Here is a 17,659-nt window from a genome sequence, read left to right on the forward strand (position 1 = left end):
AAGTGCTTAAGCTACATCCGCCAGCCCTCATCCCTCTTCCGATGCATAAGAACGGTTAGGCCGGTTGGCCGCAGGACGTGTGCTGATCCGGCCAAGCTTTGTCCCGACAAAGTGGCGCAGTTCTTGATTTGTTCTGGTCTTTTACCGCGGATAGCGATAGGGTCCCGCGATCCCAAATTAGGACGTGCGGAGCCTTTATGAGCTTGGATAAGAAGAAGGCGATCGAAACAGCGGTCGCCCAGATCGAACGCGCCTTCGGTAAGGGCGCGATCATGCGCCTCGGCGGCGATCAGGTTGTCGAGGTCGAGACGATTTCGACCGGCTCGCTGGGCTTGGACATCGCCCTTGGTGTTGGCGGTCTCCCCAAGGGCCGGATCATCGAGATCTATGGGCCGGAGTCATCAGGCAAGACCACGCTCACGCTTCACGCCATTGCTGAGGCACAGAAGAAGGGCGGCGTCTGCGCCTTCATCGACGCCGAGCATGCGCTCGACCCGGTCTATGCTCGCAAGCTGGGCGTGAACCTTGACGATCTCATCGTCTCTCAGCCGGATCATGGCGAGCAGGCGCTGGAAATTGCCGATACGATGGTGCGCTCGGGCGCAATCGACGTCGTGATCATCGACTCCGTCGCTGCCCTGACCCCGAAGGCCGAAATCGAGGGCGAGATGGGCGAAAGCCGTCCGGGCCTTCAGGCACGTCTCATGAGCCAAGCCTTGCGGAAGCTGACCGGTTCCATCAACCGGACGAACACGCTGGTGATCTTCATCAACCAAATCCGCATGAAGATCGGCGTGACCTACGGCAGTCCGGAGACGACGACGGGTGGCAACGCCCTGAAGTTCTACGCTTCCGTGCGCCTCGACATCCGCCGGACCTCGACCCTGAAGGATCGGGATGAGCCAATCGGCAACCAGGTGCGGGTGAAGGTCGTCAAGAACAAGGTGGCTCCACCCTTCAAGCAGGTCGAGTTCGACATCATGTTCGGCGAGGGTATCTCCAAGATGGGCGAGCTCATCGATCTTGGCGTAAAGGCTGGGGTGGTCGAGAAGTCGGGAGCTTGGTTCTCCTATGACAGCCAGCGTCTGGGGCAGGGGCGTGAGAACTCCAAGACCTTCCTGAAGGAGAACCCGGAAATCGCGGGCCAGATCGAGGCCAAGATCCGCCAGAACGCGGGTCTTCTGATGCACGATCTCCAGGCCAATGACACAGGCGATGAAGCTGCCGACGATGCAGCGTAAGTGAAAAGGCCGGTCCATGTGACCGGCCTTTTTGTTAGGCGACCTTTTGATCGGGTATAGTGACGATGTCGAAGACGCGATATCGGCCTTTGCCTTCGGATTTCGCCTGGTACAAGGCTTTATCGGCGCCGCGCATGATCTCGTCGCGGGTAAGTTCACGATCCTTGGCCACGAATATTCCGATGCTGGTTCCGATCATAACCTCCTGACGATCCAGTCTGATCGGAGCGCAGATGGCGGCAATGATGCGTTGTGAGACGGTTTCCGCAATCTCCCCTGAAGCAGGCTCCCGGAGCAGTACAGCGAACTCGTCGCCGCCAAGCCGGGCGAGTACGTCGGCAGCCCGGATTGAATGCTGAAGACGCTTTGCGACGATCCGAAGCACTTCATCGCCAGCGGCGTGTCCCAGCTTGTCATTGACCTGTTTGAAACCGTCCAGATCGAGATACAGAACGGTTAAAGGCTGGCCCTCGTTGCGTAGAATCTCAAGGTCACCTTCCAAGCTCTGGCGGAAGAGTACGCGGTTGGCCAATCCAGTCAGGGCGTCATGGTGGGCGAGGTGCGACAGGTTCTTGGCGAGTTCCTGAACTTCGTCATGAGCACCCTCCAAAAGGTCGTTTTGACGCTTCATGAACGCCATCAGACCAAACCCGCATGCCACCATTCCGATCATCATAATCGTGAAGGTTCGGTGCAAATTCGTCAGAGACGCATGATTTTGGGTAATGAGATCGGCGACATACTGGTTGGCCATGCCCACAAGCGACGGTAATAGCACTGCAACCGGCTCAAGGATTGCCGACGCACGATCGGCGGCTCCCGCAGTCTCGATCCGTGATATGAGCGGGTCTGCGGCCGTACGGATCTGGTTCAGGTGTTCGGCCGCTTGTCTCGTCGCTTCATTGCTTGAGATGAAGGCACCAAAGTCGCCCTCCTGCAGCATGTTGAAGCGGCTTTGGATGATATCGAACCTGAGAACGACATCGTCGGCCGTAACGCCGCTTTGGCCTGTTCGGTAGGCAAGAAGAGTGTGTTGAAGGCGGAAGAATTCCGACTCGGCCTTATTGGCTACCCATGCCACATCCAATCGCGAGACCCGAGCGAGGTTGTCCTGCTGTTGGGCGATGAGCCAGGACAGGTACGCGGCCGCGACCACAAAGCAGGCTGCGAGCACCACGAGAACGATCTTCACTCGACTGATTGAACGTGCTCGGCTGGGAAATGCTCGGCCCATCGATTTGGCGGATGTCAGCAGCATGGGGATCATTGGACCGCCACCTCGCTGAGAAGCCGAACCCGAGTGGTGGGTAGCGGGATCACATTGTCAAAGGCTGACGTGGCGATCTCACTTGCTGGGACTGGAGCGCCGAGGAAATAGCCTTGAGCGTCAGTGAACCCTTCCCTGATCAGAAAGTTAAGCTCGTCTGCCGTCTCGACTCCTTCGGCGATGACGGGCAGGCCCATGCCGTCGCACAGGAGGCGGACGGCGCGGACGATCGAGGCGGCCTGTCTATTGGCGTGAACTGCCCTGATGAAGGACTGGTCAATCTTGATCTTGTCGAGCGGGAACTCCCGCACGTTCGAAAGGGAGGAGTAGCCAGTTCCGAAATCGTCCATGGCGATAGAGACGCCGAGGGCTTTGAGCCTGTTGAGAGTATCCAATGCCCGGTTCGGATCGCTGATGAGCGCGGTTTCTGTCACCTCAATCTCAAGCCGGCCGGGCGGGAGATTTGTCTCCGCCAGGACGTTGCTAACCAAATCGGCCAATCCAGCATCGATGAGCTGTCGAGCAGAAATGTTAACAGCTACCTTGAGAGGCCGCTCCCAGGTTGCGGCCTCTTGGCAGGCATTGCGCAAAACCCATTCCCCGAGAGTGAGGATGAAGCTGCTTTCCTCCGCAATCGGGATGAACAATCCGGGGGAGACGTTCCCGCGAGTGGGGTGCGTCCAGCGCAACAGGGCCTCGAAGCCCGTGACCTCGCCAGTACGGATTTTGGCCTGAGGCTGATAAACGAGATGAAACTGGCCGTCTTGGATAGCCTTGTGCAACTCCTCTTCGATGGTCCGGCGCTCACGAAGCTGTTGCCCCATAGCGGCGTCGAAAAACCGGCAGGATCCGCTCTTTTCGTCCTTGGCCCGATGCAGCGCCGTGTCGGCATAGGTCAACAATTCGGCGCGGTCGCTGGCGTCCGATGGATACATGGCGACACCGACGCTCACCGAAATCGATCCCGGAAGGCCAATCTCGTTGGTACCGGCCAAGACGTTCCTTTGTAGGCGTTCGACCAGGAGCCTGACTTCCGTCGGGCTCTCGATGGTGGGCATCAGGATTGCGAACTCATCTCCACCAAGCCGTGCAAGGGTTTGCCCGCGGCTCAGTGTTGCAGAGAGCTTGCGAGCAACCTCACGAAGGGCATGATCGCCGGTGGTGTGCCCATAGAGATCGTTAATGTTCTTGAATCCGTCGATATCGAGGCAGAGGAGTGCCAGCGTCTGGCTCCTGACCTGATGGGAGGTGATCTCACGATCAAGCCTGTCGATAAAGTTCGCCCGGTTCTCAAGGCCCGTAACGAGATCGCGCGTGCGGCTCCATCGGTCACGGATGCTCATACCGGCGCCGATCCCAGTCAGAACGACGCCTGCAATGTAGGTCAACATGTCCGGGTTGATGCCGAAGCCGTCCGGGGGAGGAGGCGCGAGCACCCTGCTCGCCACCCAGTGGGTGGACCAGATAGCGAACAGACCTGATGAAACGGATGTTCCCGCCAGAATAAGACGCGAGACGCCGCGGGCTTTGCGCGCCTGTGTCCATTGGTGAACGCTCGTGAGGCACGCAACGATGAGGGTTGCGAGCCCCATTGCAATCAGGAGAGCGGATCGCTCTGTGAAAACAAAGTCATCAATCGTCAGCATTTGATGCCCGCATCAACCTTCGAGCTTTAACTGCCAACAGGCGGCTGAACTCGAAATCGATTAAAAATGTCGATGGTGTCCAATATACCGGGTTCGCACCGATATGGCGGGGCGGCATCATGCCTTTGGATCGGGCTCAAACGAGTGAGCTTCCAATCCGCCATGTGAAACTCAAATCAAGAAGTTTCGCTTGTCTGCTGTTTAATTCGGATTCACTTCAACCACAATCAGCCGAAGGGAAAATCGGCACAAGGGTTAATCCTACGACCCGATCCGAAACACTTGGTAAGTGTTAAGAGCCGTTGAGCCCAGGAGGCGACGCAAGTCGGCAATAGCAGACTTGCGCCCTGGGTCAGCTGACGTACACTAACTTGCTGGGATCGAGTTCCGTCTCGCCATCCCACTGGTAAGCGGCCAGATGGCCGCCCTTGGCCACCGAGTAGTCCAGGCAGAGCCGGCGCCGGTCAGTCAGGACAGGCTCACCTTGAAGCCAGTAGTGGCCGAAAAGGACCGGAGCTGAGTGGTCATACGCCAGGCGGTCGTCGGGCCCGAGTTCGATGTCCGGCAGCAAAGCCGTCGTTTCCGGATCCACCAGCGCAGCGGTCTTGTAGGTGGTGGCGGCGTCGTCCCACCAGCGGATGCGAGTGTTGGTCCGCTCATGACCGTCCTTGTCGAAGAACGATACACCTGGGGGGAGGGCGATCTCGAGCCCCTTGAGGAGAATCTCGACGGCGTTGTGCGCCGGATGTCCCTTGGCAAAGGACGCATAGACACCGTCGTCAGTGAGCGAGGCATCCTCCCGCACGAAATCCCGCATCACGGCAATCTCTCGGGAGTGCCAGCAGGCGTGGATGACCCGAAGGCCAGCAGTTTCCCACCAGAGCGGGAGCGTCGTGAACCAGTCGACCAATTCCTTATGGAGGGGAGAGCCTTCGCCGACTGCTTCCAGGAAGGCCCGGTGCTGGGCTCGGTTCTTGGCGCTGTGTGCCCGGAGAGGCCGAGAGGGAACATGTGGGTCGGAAAGGAACCAGCCGATGGCATTGTGCTCGTGGTTGCCCATCGTTGCGAGAGCAAAGCCCTCGTCCCGCATCCGCCGGATAATGCGAACTGTCTCGAGTTGCTCGGGTCCGCGGTCGATGAGGTCGCCCACGCTGACCAGGGTGCGGTCCTGATGCTGCCAGGTGCCGTTCCTGAGCTTATAGCCAAGCTTGGATAGGAGGGCGGTAAGCTTGGAGGCGTGTCCATGGATGTCGGCGACAATATCAAAGCGCAATTCGAACTCCTTCCAGGTGCGTTCTCAGCACCCAAAGCTTGGCCGTTCGTGCGGCACGAACGGGCGCTGTTGAGCATTTTCTTTTTCGGGGATCTGACTGATCTAAATTGCCAAGCTTCGCGGCAGAAATAAAGCCAAAATTTCCGATTTGAATGCTTTGAATTAACCAGATGTTAACCATACCGGCGATATCAAGGCAGCAACCGGGATGTGGGGCACTCGGCTGACGTGGCTAAGGGGTGGCGCGGATGTACCGTCACCCCTAGCCACTGTCGGACACCGACGTTCAGTCGCTGCTATAGGCTAGAGAAATCCCAGGCGGCAGCGGCCCAAGATCCAGATCACCGGCAAGCTCGACCAAACGGTCATAGTTCTTCCCGATTGCATTCATGAGCACGTGCTCGAATTCCGCGACGGTCTCGCGTTCGCTTGGAATGCAGTCACGCCAGCCGCGCTCTTCGGCCTCCTGCAGCCGCCTCCGGCGTGCGTCCATTTCAGCGATAAATTCACGAAGGGTCGGCATCGGTTTCGGGAGCTCCTAGTTTCATCTGCCCGAAACAAAAAAGGGAGGCCTGGTGGGGCCTCCCTTTGGGGTCAGAGCATGAAGTAGGCGGCTTTCATCGACGTTACGCCCTTGACGCCGATGTAGTGATCGGCGGCACCGTCTCCGTTGGAGTCGATGACGAGAGCGTCCGAGACGGTGTTGTAGTAGAACTGACCGGCCTTATGGGCGTTCAGCTTCCAGTCGCCCGAGGAATTGCCGAGGAAGGTCAGCTTCTGACGGCCGGCGACATCGGAGTTGGCGTCGAAGCTCCGAAAGTTGATCTTGTCATCGTTCCGGAAATCATAGATCCGGTCGAACGAGCTCAGGTCACCGAGATCCCCGTAGGAGTTGAACTTGAACTGATCCTTACCGGACCCGCCATAGAGCCGATCGGCACCGGCTCCACCCCAGATGGTATCGTTGCCGGTGCTGCCGGACAGATAGTCCATGCCGTCGCCGCCACTCAGGAGATCGTTGCCCGATTCTCCGTAGAGCCTGTCGTCGCCAAGACCGCCGTAAACCTTATCATTCCCGGCACCTCCTTTGAGACTGTTGCTCACGGCGTTGCCAGTGATGGTATCGTTGTACTTCGAGCCTTTTGCGTTCTCGATAGTGGTCGACTGACCGATGATGGCTTGACCATCGGACAACACCGAGCTGGCCTTCTTGTTGATGTAGTTCGACGCACCGGGGTTAAGATTGATGCCGACCTTATACTTTGCAGTCGACGCATCGAGGGTGTCCACGCCACCACCATCGAAGATGAGCTTGTCATTGCCCAACTTGTACTTGGTGGCGCCCATGCGGACGTTTGGTGTCCCATAGATGGATTGAAGCGCCATGATGTCATAGACGCCCATCTTATTGTCGGGACCCGTATAGCTGTAGCTCATGGCAGAGGAGCCAAGTTCCTTGCCCTTCAGAGCGTATGGACCCTCGAACGGATGCTGAAGGCCGATAGCGTGGCCGACTTCGTGGAGGATGTTGTGGATGCCCTCTCCACCCTTCGTGCTGTACTTCAGTTGGCTATCTGACCAGACATAACCAGCCTCGAACTTCCCCAGCGGCTTGTTATAGTAGATGGGCGAAGCGCTTCCGATGATGTCACCGTCCATGTCGTATTGACCGAAGGCGAGAAGTGAGTTGCCTTCATCGGATTCAACGAAGGTGACATTGGTGATCGACGAGATGTACCCGAGCGCCGCATAGACAGTGGCCTTCTCCTGGGCCGAGTAGGTCGAGAAGGTGGCTTGCTTTTTGCTGCTGCTGTCCACGGGCGGAGCGGTCATGAAGGAGAATGTGATGACTGCCCCTTCTCCGTCGACCTTGTTTGCATAGTCGCGATAAAGCTCGGTTTCTCCATTGACACCGCGGAGGGCGAGGATGGCTCTTGTCGACATATTATTACTTTCTCACTCTTGAAGCATGAGCAAGCGAGCGTACTTGTAATGCATCAAACCGAAATAGAATGATTTGATACAAAACCGTTTGCCCCACTTGCGGTCAAGCTGTTTCCGACTTCGTTCTGGGGATTTAATTTCCCGTCCTAATAAGGACGCCGACTTGATTTTCCGCTGGCTTGTGCGGCACCGGTAGAATGTCAATTTTCGTTAACCAGTGTGGCAAACGGGATTTATGTACCCCTATAAAAAAGGGCACTCTAAAGCGCCCCTTAGAAGCTGGATTGAGCCGATCACACGAAGAGATCGGCCTGCTCTTTAGCTGGCTTCGCAGCCGCGGCCTCCAGGGCAAGCTGTCTTTGCACCCGGGGACTGTGCATTCCGACCTTTAGGCGCCTTCGCTCTTGTTCGGAGCGATCGATATAGTCGTGGATAGTGCCATCCCGAACGGCCTCACACATCTCGCGAGAGCCGGTGGCGATCAAAGCGCTCCCGGAGAACAGGTAACTCGGTCCGTTCTCGACGTCGACGATATTCACGGGCTAGATCTCCTTAAATATGGGCCCCACGGATTTTGATCCGAGGCTTAGGCGCCGGCTGGCGACCTGGATGGGAGCGATCCGCGACATAGGATCCAGCCGCTCTTGCACTGGAGAATACGCCTTCGAATTTCCCGTCGATGTAAAGCCCAACCTTATCGGAGCCACGGATGGGGGTCAGATCGTATGTTCGCTCGGGCCGAGGCTTCCTGGCCGGCACAGTCCGCACGATCTTGAGAGCTGATGCCTGAGTGAGGGCAGCGCTGGCGTCGTCAAATGGTCCATGGGAGACGCCATCAATGAACAGTTCAACCCGTGAGCCGTCGAGCGGCACCAATTTGATCTGGCCGGAAATCGAACAACGCCGGACCTTGCTATTCAGCTTTCGGCTGAATGTGGTGCGATTTCCGTAGGATCCGGTTTTAGAACATTTCCGCATGACGAGGATCGATTTAGATATTGGGCCAATTGTGAGGAAGGCAGATCGAACTTGGGCTCAGCAGCCCCGAGAATAGAAAGTTCCGGTATGGCTGCCATTCAGATTGCGGGTTGGAACGAACCCAGACCTGGGCAAGCGTGGGACGTCTGAGCCGGGCTCTACCTCGGCCAGACTGACCTGGTAGTAGGTTGCTCCATCCGCTGTTGTCACCCCGGTGACTTCGTAGGCATGCAGATAGCATGTCAGGAGTCTGTACTGTCCGTCGGCCACCCTCTGGACTTCGGCTTTCATGTCCTGCTGGACAGGTGTGCAGCTTGTGGGCTGGTCACACCAGCGGTCGAAGTCCTCGACGACATGCACAAGGCTCTCATACGAAATCACTGCCTCCGCCGGAGTGAGGACCCATAGCGGTCCCTGCTCAGAGGAGATTTCTGACCAAAGACCGTTCCGGCCTGGTGTGCTCTGGGAATACGAGACGAGGCCATAGGCGGAATAGCCATATTCTCCAATCTCTACGCTGTACTGAGTTCCGTTAGGGATCTGCAGGACCCACGGACCGACCTGCTGACAGGCCGGGCTATCCTCAGCACCAGCGCAGTCGGCGTTGGTCATCGTTAGTTCACCTACCGGGGAACCGCTTGGCCTGTCGTAGACGGGAAGCGGGCGATAGGTTTCTTTGAACGTGAAGCCTTCGATCGGGAAAAGCGTCTGTGGCGAGACAAACGAGATGATGGTTTTGCTCGATCCTGGTTGAGTCACACTATCAGGCGCGACCAACGGGGAACTGGCACCATTGGCCATGGTCACCATGGGATGTGCGACGCACGCCAATCCGAACAGGGCAAATCTGGCAAACACGATTCTCATTGCGTGACCTGCGCGGCTGAAGAGGGCGACACCATACCGAAGTCAGCATCGCCCTCCGCTGAGGCTTAGAGGTGGATCAGATCAGCTGCATCCACCGTTCTGATTTCCGCATGAAGTGCATGAAATACACTTGCCCGCACGCACTGTCTCAAATGAGCCGCAAGAATTGCAAGTCTCACCGGTGAAGCCTTGGCTCCTTGCCTGGCTCACCTTGGTGGCGAGATCGTCTGCAGGCTTCATCATCGGAGGCTGAAACGGCAGACTCTCGACCGGGTGCATTGCCAATGCGGCGTTGCCGTCGACCTGAGGCATCATAGCGGCCGATGACATAGCAACGGTTTGAGCAACTGTCTGGACATCGGAGCGAACAAACCCGCGGGAGATCGGGAGAACAACACCCGTTAGATCGGACGAACTGCCATCGTTCTTGCCCAGGCCGACTGTTGTCGGTGCATTCTCTGGCTCCACGTGGGCGAGGTCGTTGCGGCCGAGATAGGACACCGCGAGCTCGCGGAACACGTAGTCGAGGATCGAGGTCGCGGACTTAATCCGGTCGTTGTTCTGGACGAAGCCGGCCGGCTCGAAGCGCGTGAAAGTGAAGGCCTCCACGTACTCCTCCAGCGGCACGCCGTATTGCAGGCCGAGCGAGATTGCGATGGCGAAGTTGTTCATCATGGCCCGGAAGGCGGCGCCTTCCTTGTGCATGTCGATGAAGATCTCGCCGAGGCGCCCGTCATTGTATTCGCCAGTCCGGAGGTAGACGCGATGTCCGCCGACCGTTGCCTTCTGGGTATAGCCCTTGCGGCGGTCGGGCATGCGCTCGCGGTCACGGACCTTCACAATGCGCTCAACGACCTTCTCGACCATGCGCTCGGAGATCTGAGCCACCTTCGCGGCAGCGGGGAGGGCGGCAACCGCTTCGGCGGCCTCATCCGTATCCTCGTCCTCATCGGCGATGAGGGCGGAGTTCAGGGGCTGCGAGAGCTTGGAGCCGTCGCGGTAGAGGGCGTTCGCCTTCAGGCCCAGCTTCCAGGACAGCATGTAGGCGTTCTTGCAATCCTCCACGGTGGCGTCGTTGGGCATGTTGATCGTCTTGGAGATCGCCCCCGAGATGAAGGGCTGCGCGGCCGCCATCATGCGGATGTGGCTCTCGACCGACAGATAGCGCTTGCCGATCTTGCCGCAGGGATTGGCGCAATCAAAGACCGGGTAGTGCTCCACCTTCAGGTGCGGCGCGCCTTCCAGCGTCATCGCTCCGCAGATGTGGATGTTCGCGGCCTCGATGTCGGCCTTCGAGTAGCCGAGGAAAGCGAGCAGGTCGAAGGACGGATCGTTGAGCTTCTCCGCCGGCACTTTCAGCGTGCCGGTCAGGAAATCCTCGCCGAGCGTCCAGCGGTTGAAGACGAACTTGATGTCGAAGGCCGACTTCAGGCCCTTCTCCACCGCGTCGATCTTCTCGTCCGTGAAGCCCTTGGTGCGAAGGCTGCCGGGGTTGATGGCGGGAGCCTGCTTCATGGAGCCGTGGCCGACCGCATAGGCCTCGATCTCGGCGATCTCATGCTCGCGGTAGCCGAGCGCGCGGAGCGCGTCGGGCACCGCCCGATTGATGATCTTGAAGTAGCCGCCGCCGGCGAGCTTCTTGAACTTCACCAGCGCGAAGTCGGGCTCGATGCCGGTGGTGTCGCAATCCATCACGAGGCCGATCGTGCCGGTGGGCGCGATGACGGTGGCCTGCGCGTTGCGGTAGCCGTTCTTCTTGCCAAGCTCTAGGGCGTCGTCCCACGCCTCTTTGGACTCGGCGGCAAGCTGGCTGCCGAGGGAATTCCACGCCTCGTTCAGAGGTCCGGGACGGTTCAAGGTATCCACGTCGAGTGGGACCAGGCTGGTGGACAGCCCATCATACCCGTCCAGAGCCCCGATGGCTGCGCGTCGGTGATTATACATCACCCGCAGCATGTGCTTGGCATTCTTCTCGTATTGCGGGAACGGTCCGAGTTCTCCGGCCATCTCGGCTGAAGTGGCATAGGACACGCCGGTCATGATTGAGGTGAGGGCGCCTGCAATGGCTCGACCTTCATTGGAATCGTAAGGCAGGCCCATTGTCATGAGAAGGCCGCCGATATTGGCGAAGCCCAGACCAAGGGTTCGATACTCGTAGGAGAGCTGGGCGATCTTCTTGGACGGGAACTGTGCCATCATCACGGAGATCTCGAGCACCACCGTCCAGAGACGGCAAGCGTGCTTGAAGTCGTCGATGCTGAAGGTGCTTCCTTGACGGTCGAGGAACTGCAGCAGGTTGGCGGAGGCGAGATTGCACGCCGTGTCGTCCAGGAACATGTATTCCGAGCAGGGGTTCGACGCCCGGATGCGGCCACCCTCAGGGCTGGTGTGCCAGTCGTTCATGGTGGTGTTGAAGTGCAGGCCGGGATCGGCCGAGGCCCAGGCTGCATAGCCGATCTGCTCCCACAGGTCGCGGGCCTTGAGGGTCTTCATGACGTAGGCACCACGACGGGCCGTCAGGTGCCAGTCGGCATCGTTCTCAACGGCGCGGAGGAACTCCTCAGTTACGGAAACTGAATTGTTGGAGTTCTGGCCGGAGACGGTGAGGTAGGCTTCCGAGTCCCAATCGGTATCGTAGATCGGAAAGTCGATGTCGGTGTAGCCCTGGCGCGCGAACTGGATGACGCGCTTGATGTAGTTGTCCGGGATCATGACCCGGCGGGCGAGCTTGATCTCCTTCTTCAGAGCCGGGTTCTTCTCCGGATCGAAGCAGGCGTCGCCCTCGGCCTCGCAGTTCACGCAGGCTTTCAGGATGGCTTTCAGGTGCTTGGAAGCGAGTTTGGAGCCCGTGACCAGCGCGGCAACCTTCTGCTCTTCCTTCACCTTCCAGTCAATGTAAGCCTCGATGTCGGGGTGATCGACATCGATCACGACCATCTTGGCGGCACGGCGAGTGGTGCCACCCGACTTGATCGCGCCGGCAGCCCGGTCGCCGATCTTCAGGAAGCTCATGAGGCCGGAGGAGCGGCCGCCGCCGGAGAGCTTCTCGCCCTCGCCGCGCAGCTTGGAGAAGTTGGAGCCGGTGCCGGAGCCGTACTTGAACAGGCGCGCCTCGCGGACCCACAGGTCCATGATCCCGCCCTCGTTCACCAGGTCGTCCTCGACGCTCTGGATGAAGCAGGCATGGGGCTGCGGGTGTTCATAAGACGATTTGGACTTCGTCAGCTTGCCGGTCTTGTAGTCCACGTAATAGTGGCCCTGGCTCGGCCCGTCGATGCCGTAGGCCCAGTGCAGGCCGGTGTTGAACCACTGCGGCGAGTTCGGCGCCACCATCTGGTTGGCGAGCATGAAGCGCAGCTCGTCATGAAATGCATGGGCGTCCTCTTCCGACGAGAAGTAGCCGCCCTTCCAGCCCCAATAGGTCCAGCAGCCGGCGAGCCGGTCGAACACCTGCTTGGAGGAGATCTCGGAGCCGAAGCGCTGATCCTCGGGGAGGGTGGACAGCGCCGCCTCGTCGGGCACGGAGCGCCACAGCCAAGAGGGAACGTCGTTCTCCTCCACCTTCTTCAGGCGGGCCGGGACGCCGGCCTTGCGGAAATACTTCTGGGCCAGCACATCGGCTGCGACCTGGCTCCAGGATTCGGGAACCTCGATGTTATCGAGCTTGAAGACGACGGAGCCGTCCGGATTGCGGATCTCGCTCGTGGCGAGCCGGAAGGCGAGGGCAGCGTAGGGCGACTGCCCTGCTGTGGTGAAACGGCGCTCGAAATGCATCGTGGGCTAATCCTTACTTCGGAGATCTCAATCTCCGGGCCGCAGGGGCGGCTCATTGATGAGGGGTCTCAGGGTCTTCGCTTCCCAGTGGAGGGCATACCCGAAGCGACCCAGAGGATGCTCTGGAACACCGCAAGTATGATTTGCGAAATAAATTGTACTTTAAGTGCGCTATAATTCCAACGACGATCAAGCCCTGACAGGGATCAAGGCGAAAATGTCCTTAATTTTCGTCGCTTTGGCCTTTCAGGGGAGAAGACGGCGTCGATCGATGTGCCTGCACCGGATCGCGAATTGGATCGCCTTCGAGGCGCCGCCGACGTGGCAAATAGCTTCGGCAGCGGCCGGGAAGTCATCTCTGTAAGTCCGGCGAGTATAGATGGCCGAATGCGCCTCGGACTGACTGAATCCAGCGAGGCTCATGGCCTGCTGCAGACGCGGAAGGGGCCGAGTGATCATGGGAGGTCTCCGGATCCAGATTTTGGGGTTTGGTTCTGGTCAGTGGATCTCGAGATCACCTGATCTAAGTGGATCTTGTTCTATCCCTTGTGGGTGGGAAGAGGGCGGTGCACTCCCTTATGAAAGCACCGCTGCATCGATCTGGGCCTGAGCATAGTAGCGATAGGCCTCTTCGGTCGGTCCTTTGAGCGTCCTTCGCGCACTCTCGATTTCGTTTCGGACCTGTTTCAGGCTAGCCAGACCGTTCCGCATCTGGCTTTCAAGCCGACGCTTTTCGGACATGATCTCCCGGTCGACCCGGGCGGCGTCGGAGGGATCGATAGGCAGGGTAGGGACATAGATGAAATCGCGTTCTATGGAGGTCCGCCAGGAGAGTAGGCTTTCGAGCAGGCGGTTGCTCAGGCCGGGAACGGCGTGGAACCGCTTGATGTGTATGTCGGCAGCGGTCTCGATCCCATAGGAAGCAAGGAAGATCTGCCGTTCCGTGGTCAGAGCCTCTATCCTGGCCTCAGCAATCCGGTAGCCATCGAGGTAGCGGTTCCTTTGCAGCGCCCAATGATTGTCTTTGAGCTCCTCTTGGCGGCGGTTCCGGAGGGCTGGGAGCTGGTCCCAAGCGTCGCGAAGCTCCTGAAGGAGGGTCTTCTGACGAGAGAACTCTTCTGAACTCGCCCTGAGTGTCCACTCGGCCTCGGCACCTTCCCACTTGAGCTTCGCTCGCTCTAAGCGACGCCTGATGGCAGCCTCGTCATCCTCGGTATCAAACAGACCGTGGGTGACAAAGAATGCGAGGATCCCAGCACCGATAAACCACATCGGGTGAATGGCCTCGATCTTGGTGAAGATGCCTAATGTGATCAGGCCCAATCCGATGACCACCGCGGCTAAATGGCCGAGGTTCCCTTTGCGGCGGACCGCTAGAGCCGCTTCCGAGGGAGCCGATTCAAGGTCGAGGACATTGGGCGCCTCACCTGGGGGGTCGAGAGTTTCGGCTTCCCGCCAGAGGGCCTCGAAGTCAGCGCTTTCTCCGAAGGCGACTTCCTCAGCCATGAAACCTGAGGCCGCTCCATTGTCGGATGAAAGCCGGCACCATGGGCACGAGATTCCTATGTGGTGCCAATGGGATCCATTGGAGCGGCATGGCTTCAGACTTTGCTCTAGGCGGCTGAGGGCAGCCATCCATTCGCGCGCTGACGGGCGTCCGCCCTTGACCGCAGGTTTCCCGAATGCGCGCTCAAAGAGGGCGGCAAGTTCCGGACCCACGATTGAGAGGGAAGGGCTCTTTGGCGGCGGCTCCATCATGTGGATGCTACGACGGGAGCCATATGGGAAGCGAAACTCAGCGATCGCTCTCGGGATCGGCATGTCACCGTCTCCGAGGTAGCGTCCTGCGAAGGGATGGCGTCCGGCAAAGAGTAACTGGAATATCAGAACCGCCAGGGCGAAATTGTCATGGTTAACGCTGCGAACAAGCCCACCGAACGGCTTGTCTTGAAGTTCGGGCGCAAGCAACGTTGCCTGGGCGGCTTCTCCCACCACGGAATCGATCATGTCGATCTGGAAGGTGTCGCAGCCAGTGAGAATGACCGATGCATCCTGTCCGACCAGAATATTGGTGGGATTTACGTTTCCAACGATGCACCCGGCTTTGATCACGGCGTTAAATGCCCGAGCGAGATTGATTGAGGCCCGGACGAGAAATCTCCAGTCGGCATTAGAAAAGCGTGCGACCTGCCCTTTAGGGCTGGAAAGCGTCGAGATGGGAAACCGCCCTCTGACCAAGGGCATAAGGAACCCGATAGGCTCGTCGCTATCCTTTGGATAGAGCAGGGCTGTCGGCCAGGCCGTCACCTTCCTTAGCTCACTGTTGTTGAGCTGGAGCATCCCCTTGAGCCGGGCGGTCATGTGCGGACTAGGTCCGCCATGGAGGAGTTTGGCCGCAAGCTGTCCGTCCGCAGGGACACGATAGATGGTACCACCGTTTGCATCGGACACCATCTCACCGAGCGGGAATGGTACCCCAGCCTCGTCAGTGACCTGGGGTGCGTTGAGGTTAACAGCGATGCTTTCGTCTAAAGGGAGCCGCCGGTCCGCTGGAAGGGCAGGGCTGAGATGCATCGCGTAAGGTCCTCATGTGACGCGGCCGATTTACATTCAGGTGAATGCGTAAGGCACGATAGAGGATCGATCTGTTAATTGGAATTTACGATTTAAAACAGCGTAAACGCCAGCCGCTTTGCGCCCGACCTGCAGCTAATTTCGCGCCGTGAAAGCCTTGCGGGATGTGGGCTGAATTGCCCGGCGCTCATGAGAGGAGCGCTACCTCGTTTCGTGCCTTCTGGTACTGATCGAATTCCGCGTTCAAGGTCGAAGTGCCACGGGAGCGAACCTTCTGAATCCGTGCGAGCGTTCTCTCGAGGTCCGCGATCCCAAGCCTGAGCTGGAGTTCCAGATCCCTAGCTTGAGTTCCGATATCGGCCTTAACTCCATCGACCTGGGCTGGCAGGAGCGGCTCGGTAGGGTCAAACTCGAACCCGCTCTGCAGCGTTTTGCGCCAATCGACCAAGGTTTTTCCGATCGAGGGGCCGATACCCTGAATGCGCGCCAGATTTTCCTCCGTCGTGATGTCGGCCGCCGTCTTGACCTTCGCGTCGTGGAGAGCTTTCAGACGCGGGTCACCCACATTGAAGATATCGGCCTCATGAATTGGAAACCCTGATAGAAACTGCTGACGTTGGGTATCCCATTGGACGTCCCTGAGGGCCTCCATCTTTTCCTCTTCCTGATCGGGAAGACTATTCCATTCATTCCGGAGGTCCAACAGTTGGAGCTTCTTGGTCTCGAATGATCGCGGGCCAGCGCATTGCTCCCATTCAGTCTCGACAGTCTTCCATTCAGCCTCGGCAGCGTGGAGCCGCTTCTGGAAGGCACTGGTGTCTGTAGGAATTGCCAGGACGCAGCAGAGACAGAGGAGGCCGATCCCTCCAACAGACCATAGCGATACCGGGTCTCCTCCAGCGATGCTGAGGATCGGGAGAAGGATGAAAGCCGTCCAGGCGAGGGCGAGGGCGACCTGGCGGCCATCGAGGAGGCGCCGATAGATACGCGCTTGGCGTGACGGCAGGATCGTAGAAGGTTGGGGCTTCGGCGCGGGCCCTGGGTGAGGAATTGCCTCGAGCTGTTGCCAAAGGGAGTCGAAATCGGCTGTCATCGTTTCTCTGGGCGGCTGGATGCTCTGACGATGCGGAAGGACCTGGAGTGATGCTTAATGTAGGAACGCCAGTGGCGGAGCCGCCTCCTGAAGTTCGGCTGCCCCTGCAATCAACATGACTTCCGAGCTAACCAGTGTGTGGAAGCTGACAAGTTCTTCATACAAGGCCCCAGCCCGGAGAAATGCCCGTTCCCAGGCTGCGTCGTTGTTCCCGGCGCTTCTGAGACGGGAGAACGTGGACACTAGCTCGTCCCGCAACTCCTCAGTCCGTGTCTCTAACATGTGGGTCTCAGCCCCCATATCTTCGGCGGCCTCGATCTGCTCATCGATATCGTCGAGGATGCCGATTTGAAGGCCCCAAAGCGTCTCGATTTCGTCCATGAGAGGATCAATCGTTCTCGGCGCGGCTTGGGTCGATTGGGTTAGCGGTGGTGAGTCCATAGTTTCTGGTCCATAATCCCGCGGGTTTGATGAAAATGCAGACAATACGCACGCTCTATTGCAACGCGACTGACTGTATCTTGTACATATCCGACGGTTCGCAGCCGAAGGTTTCCCGGAAAATTCTGTCTGACTCGCCCGTCACCTGACCGGTCAACACGCGAGCTTTTTCGAAGAGCGCGTCTTGTGCTTGCCAAAGCAGCTCATAATCCTGTTCTTGCAGGAGTACGTCACGGGATGCATCCAATACGGATCGGAGTTCCTGTGATTGTTCATGATAGCCGGGAATGTTGGCTCCGAACCCTTTGAGGCGCTCGTAGGTCTCTTCAAATGAGTCGATCGTATCAAGAACCTGTTCATGGAGTTCTTTGACCCTGGTTTCATAACGTTTGCGCCATTTCTTCGGAAGCTTCATGGGTCTGTCCTATGGGTTAAGTGATTCAAGAGAAGGGCAGAAGGCTTGACGAGCGCGCAACCAGCAACGTTATAATTTCGCATAAGCTTTGTTATGGAATTAGCTCTAGGATATTTCTTCATGTCAACGATGTAATCCACGTACCA

At 58.4% G+C, this 17,659-nt stretch carries 13 protein-coding genes; 1 reads left to right on the top strand and 12 read right to left on the bottom strand.

What is annotated here, in order from left to right:
* The first annotated feature begins 197 nt into the window (after positions 1 to 197).
* Positions 198 to 1,241, top strand: a complete 1,044-nt coding sequence (recA, locus tag OC446_RS25370; RefSeq protein ID WP_262031786.1) for a recombinase RecA — start codon at positions 198 to 200, stop codon at positions 1,239 to 1,241.
* A gap of 34 nt (positions 1,242 to 1,275) precedes the next feature.
* Here recA and OC446_RS25375 read toward each other — a convergent pair whose 3' ends face one another.
* The 12 genes from OC446_RS25375 to OC446_RS25430 all read right to left on the bottom strand — a co-directional run bounded on the left by OC446_RS25375 (position 1,276) and on the right by OC446_RS25430 (position 17,513).
* On the bottom strand, positions 1,276 to 2,499 hold the full coding sequence (locus tag OC446_RS25375) for a GGDEF domain-containing protein (protein ID WP_262031787.1): 1,224 nt from the start codon (positions 2,497 to 2,499) through the stop codon (positions 1,276 to 1,278).
* 5 nt (positions 2,500 to 2,504) lie between these two features.
* On the bottom strand, positions 2,505 to 4,154 hold the full coding sequence (locus OC446_RS25380; protein WP_262031788.1) for a putative bifunctional diguanylate cyclase/phosphodiesterase: 1,650 nt from the start codon (positions 4,152 to 4,154) through the stop codon (positions 2,505 to 2,507).
* Positions 4,155 to 4,506: 352 nt separating this feature from the next.
* Positions 4,507 to 5,427, bottom strand: a complete 921-nt coding sequence (locus OC446_RS25385; RefSeq protein WP_262031789.1) for a metallophosphoesterase — start codon at positions 5,425 to 5,427, stop codon at positions 4,507 to 4,509.
* Positions 5,428 to 5,713: 286 nt separating this feature from the next.
* Entirely contained in the window at positions 5,714 to 5,950 is a 237-nt protein-coding gene (locus OC446_RS25390) for a hypothetical protein (RefSeq protein ID WP_262031790.1), read from the bottom strand.
* Between the two features lie 71 nt (positions 5,951 to 6,021).
* Positions 6,022 to 7,371, bottom strand: coding sequence for a M10 family metallopeptidase C-terminal domain-containing protein (locus tag OC446_RS25395; protein WP_262031791.1), 1,350 nt, complete (start codon positions 7,369 to 7,371; stop codon positions 6,022 to 6,024).
* Between the two features lie 293 nt (positions 7,372 to 7,664).
* A complete protein-coding gene (locus tag OC446_RS25400) occupies positions 7,665 to 7,910 on the bottom strand; it encodes a hypothetical protein (protein WP_262031792.1) in 246 nt (81 codons plus the stop codon).
* 496 nt (positions 7,911 to 8,406) lie between these two features.
* Positions 8,407 to 9,216, bottom strand: coding sequence for a hypothetical protein (locus tag OC446_RS25405; RefSeq protein WP_262031793.1), 810 nt, complete (start codon positions 9,214 to 9,216; stop codon positions 8,407 to 8,409).
* A gap of 81 nt (positions 9,217 to 9,297) precedes the next feature.
* Positions 9,298 to 12,990, bottom strand: a complete 3,693-nt coding sequence (locus OC446_RS25410; protein ID WP_262031794.1) for a vitamin B12-dependent ribonucleotide reductase — start codon at positions 12,988 to 12,990, stop codon at positions 9,298 to 9,300.
* 576 nt (positions 12,991 to 13,566) lie between these two features.
* Entirely contained in the window at positions 13,567 to 15,351 is a 1,785-nt protein-coding gene (locus tag OC446_RS25415) for a hypothetical protein (RefSeq protein WP_262031795.1), read from the bottom strand.
* Positions 15,352 to 15,751: 400 nt separating this feature from the next.
* Entirely contained in the window at positions 15,752 to 16,216 is a 465-nt protein-coding gene (locus OC446_RS25420; RefSeq protein WP_262031796.1) for a hypothetical protein, read from the bottom strand.
* A gap of 495 nt (positions 16,217 to 16,711) precedes the next feature.
* Positions 16,712 to 17,038 (bottom strand): hypothetical protein, encoded by a 327-nt coding sequence (locus OC446_RS25425; protein ID WP_262031797.1) that lies wholly within the window; start codon positions 17,036 to 17,038, stop codon positions 16,712 to 16,714.
* Between the two features lie 115 nt (positions 17,039 to 17,153).
* Positions 17,154 to 17,513, bottom strand: a complete 360-nt coding sequence (locus OC446_RS25430) for a hypothetical protein (protein WP_262031798.1) — start codon at positions 17,511 to 17,513, stop codon at positions 17,154 to 17,156.
* Positions 17,514 to 17,659 lie beyond the last annotated feature (146 nt).

The sequence above is a fragment of the Microvirga sp. Mcv34 genome (assembly GCF_024519725.1).
Lineage (GTDB): Bacteria > Pseudomonadota > Alphaproteobacteria > Rhizobiales > Beijerinckiaceae > Microvirga.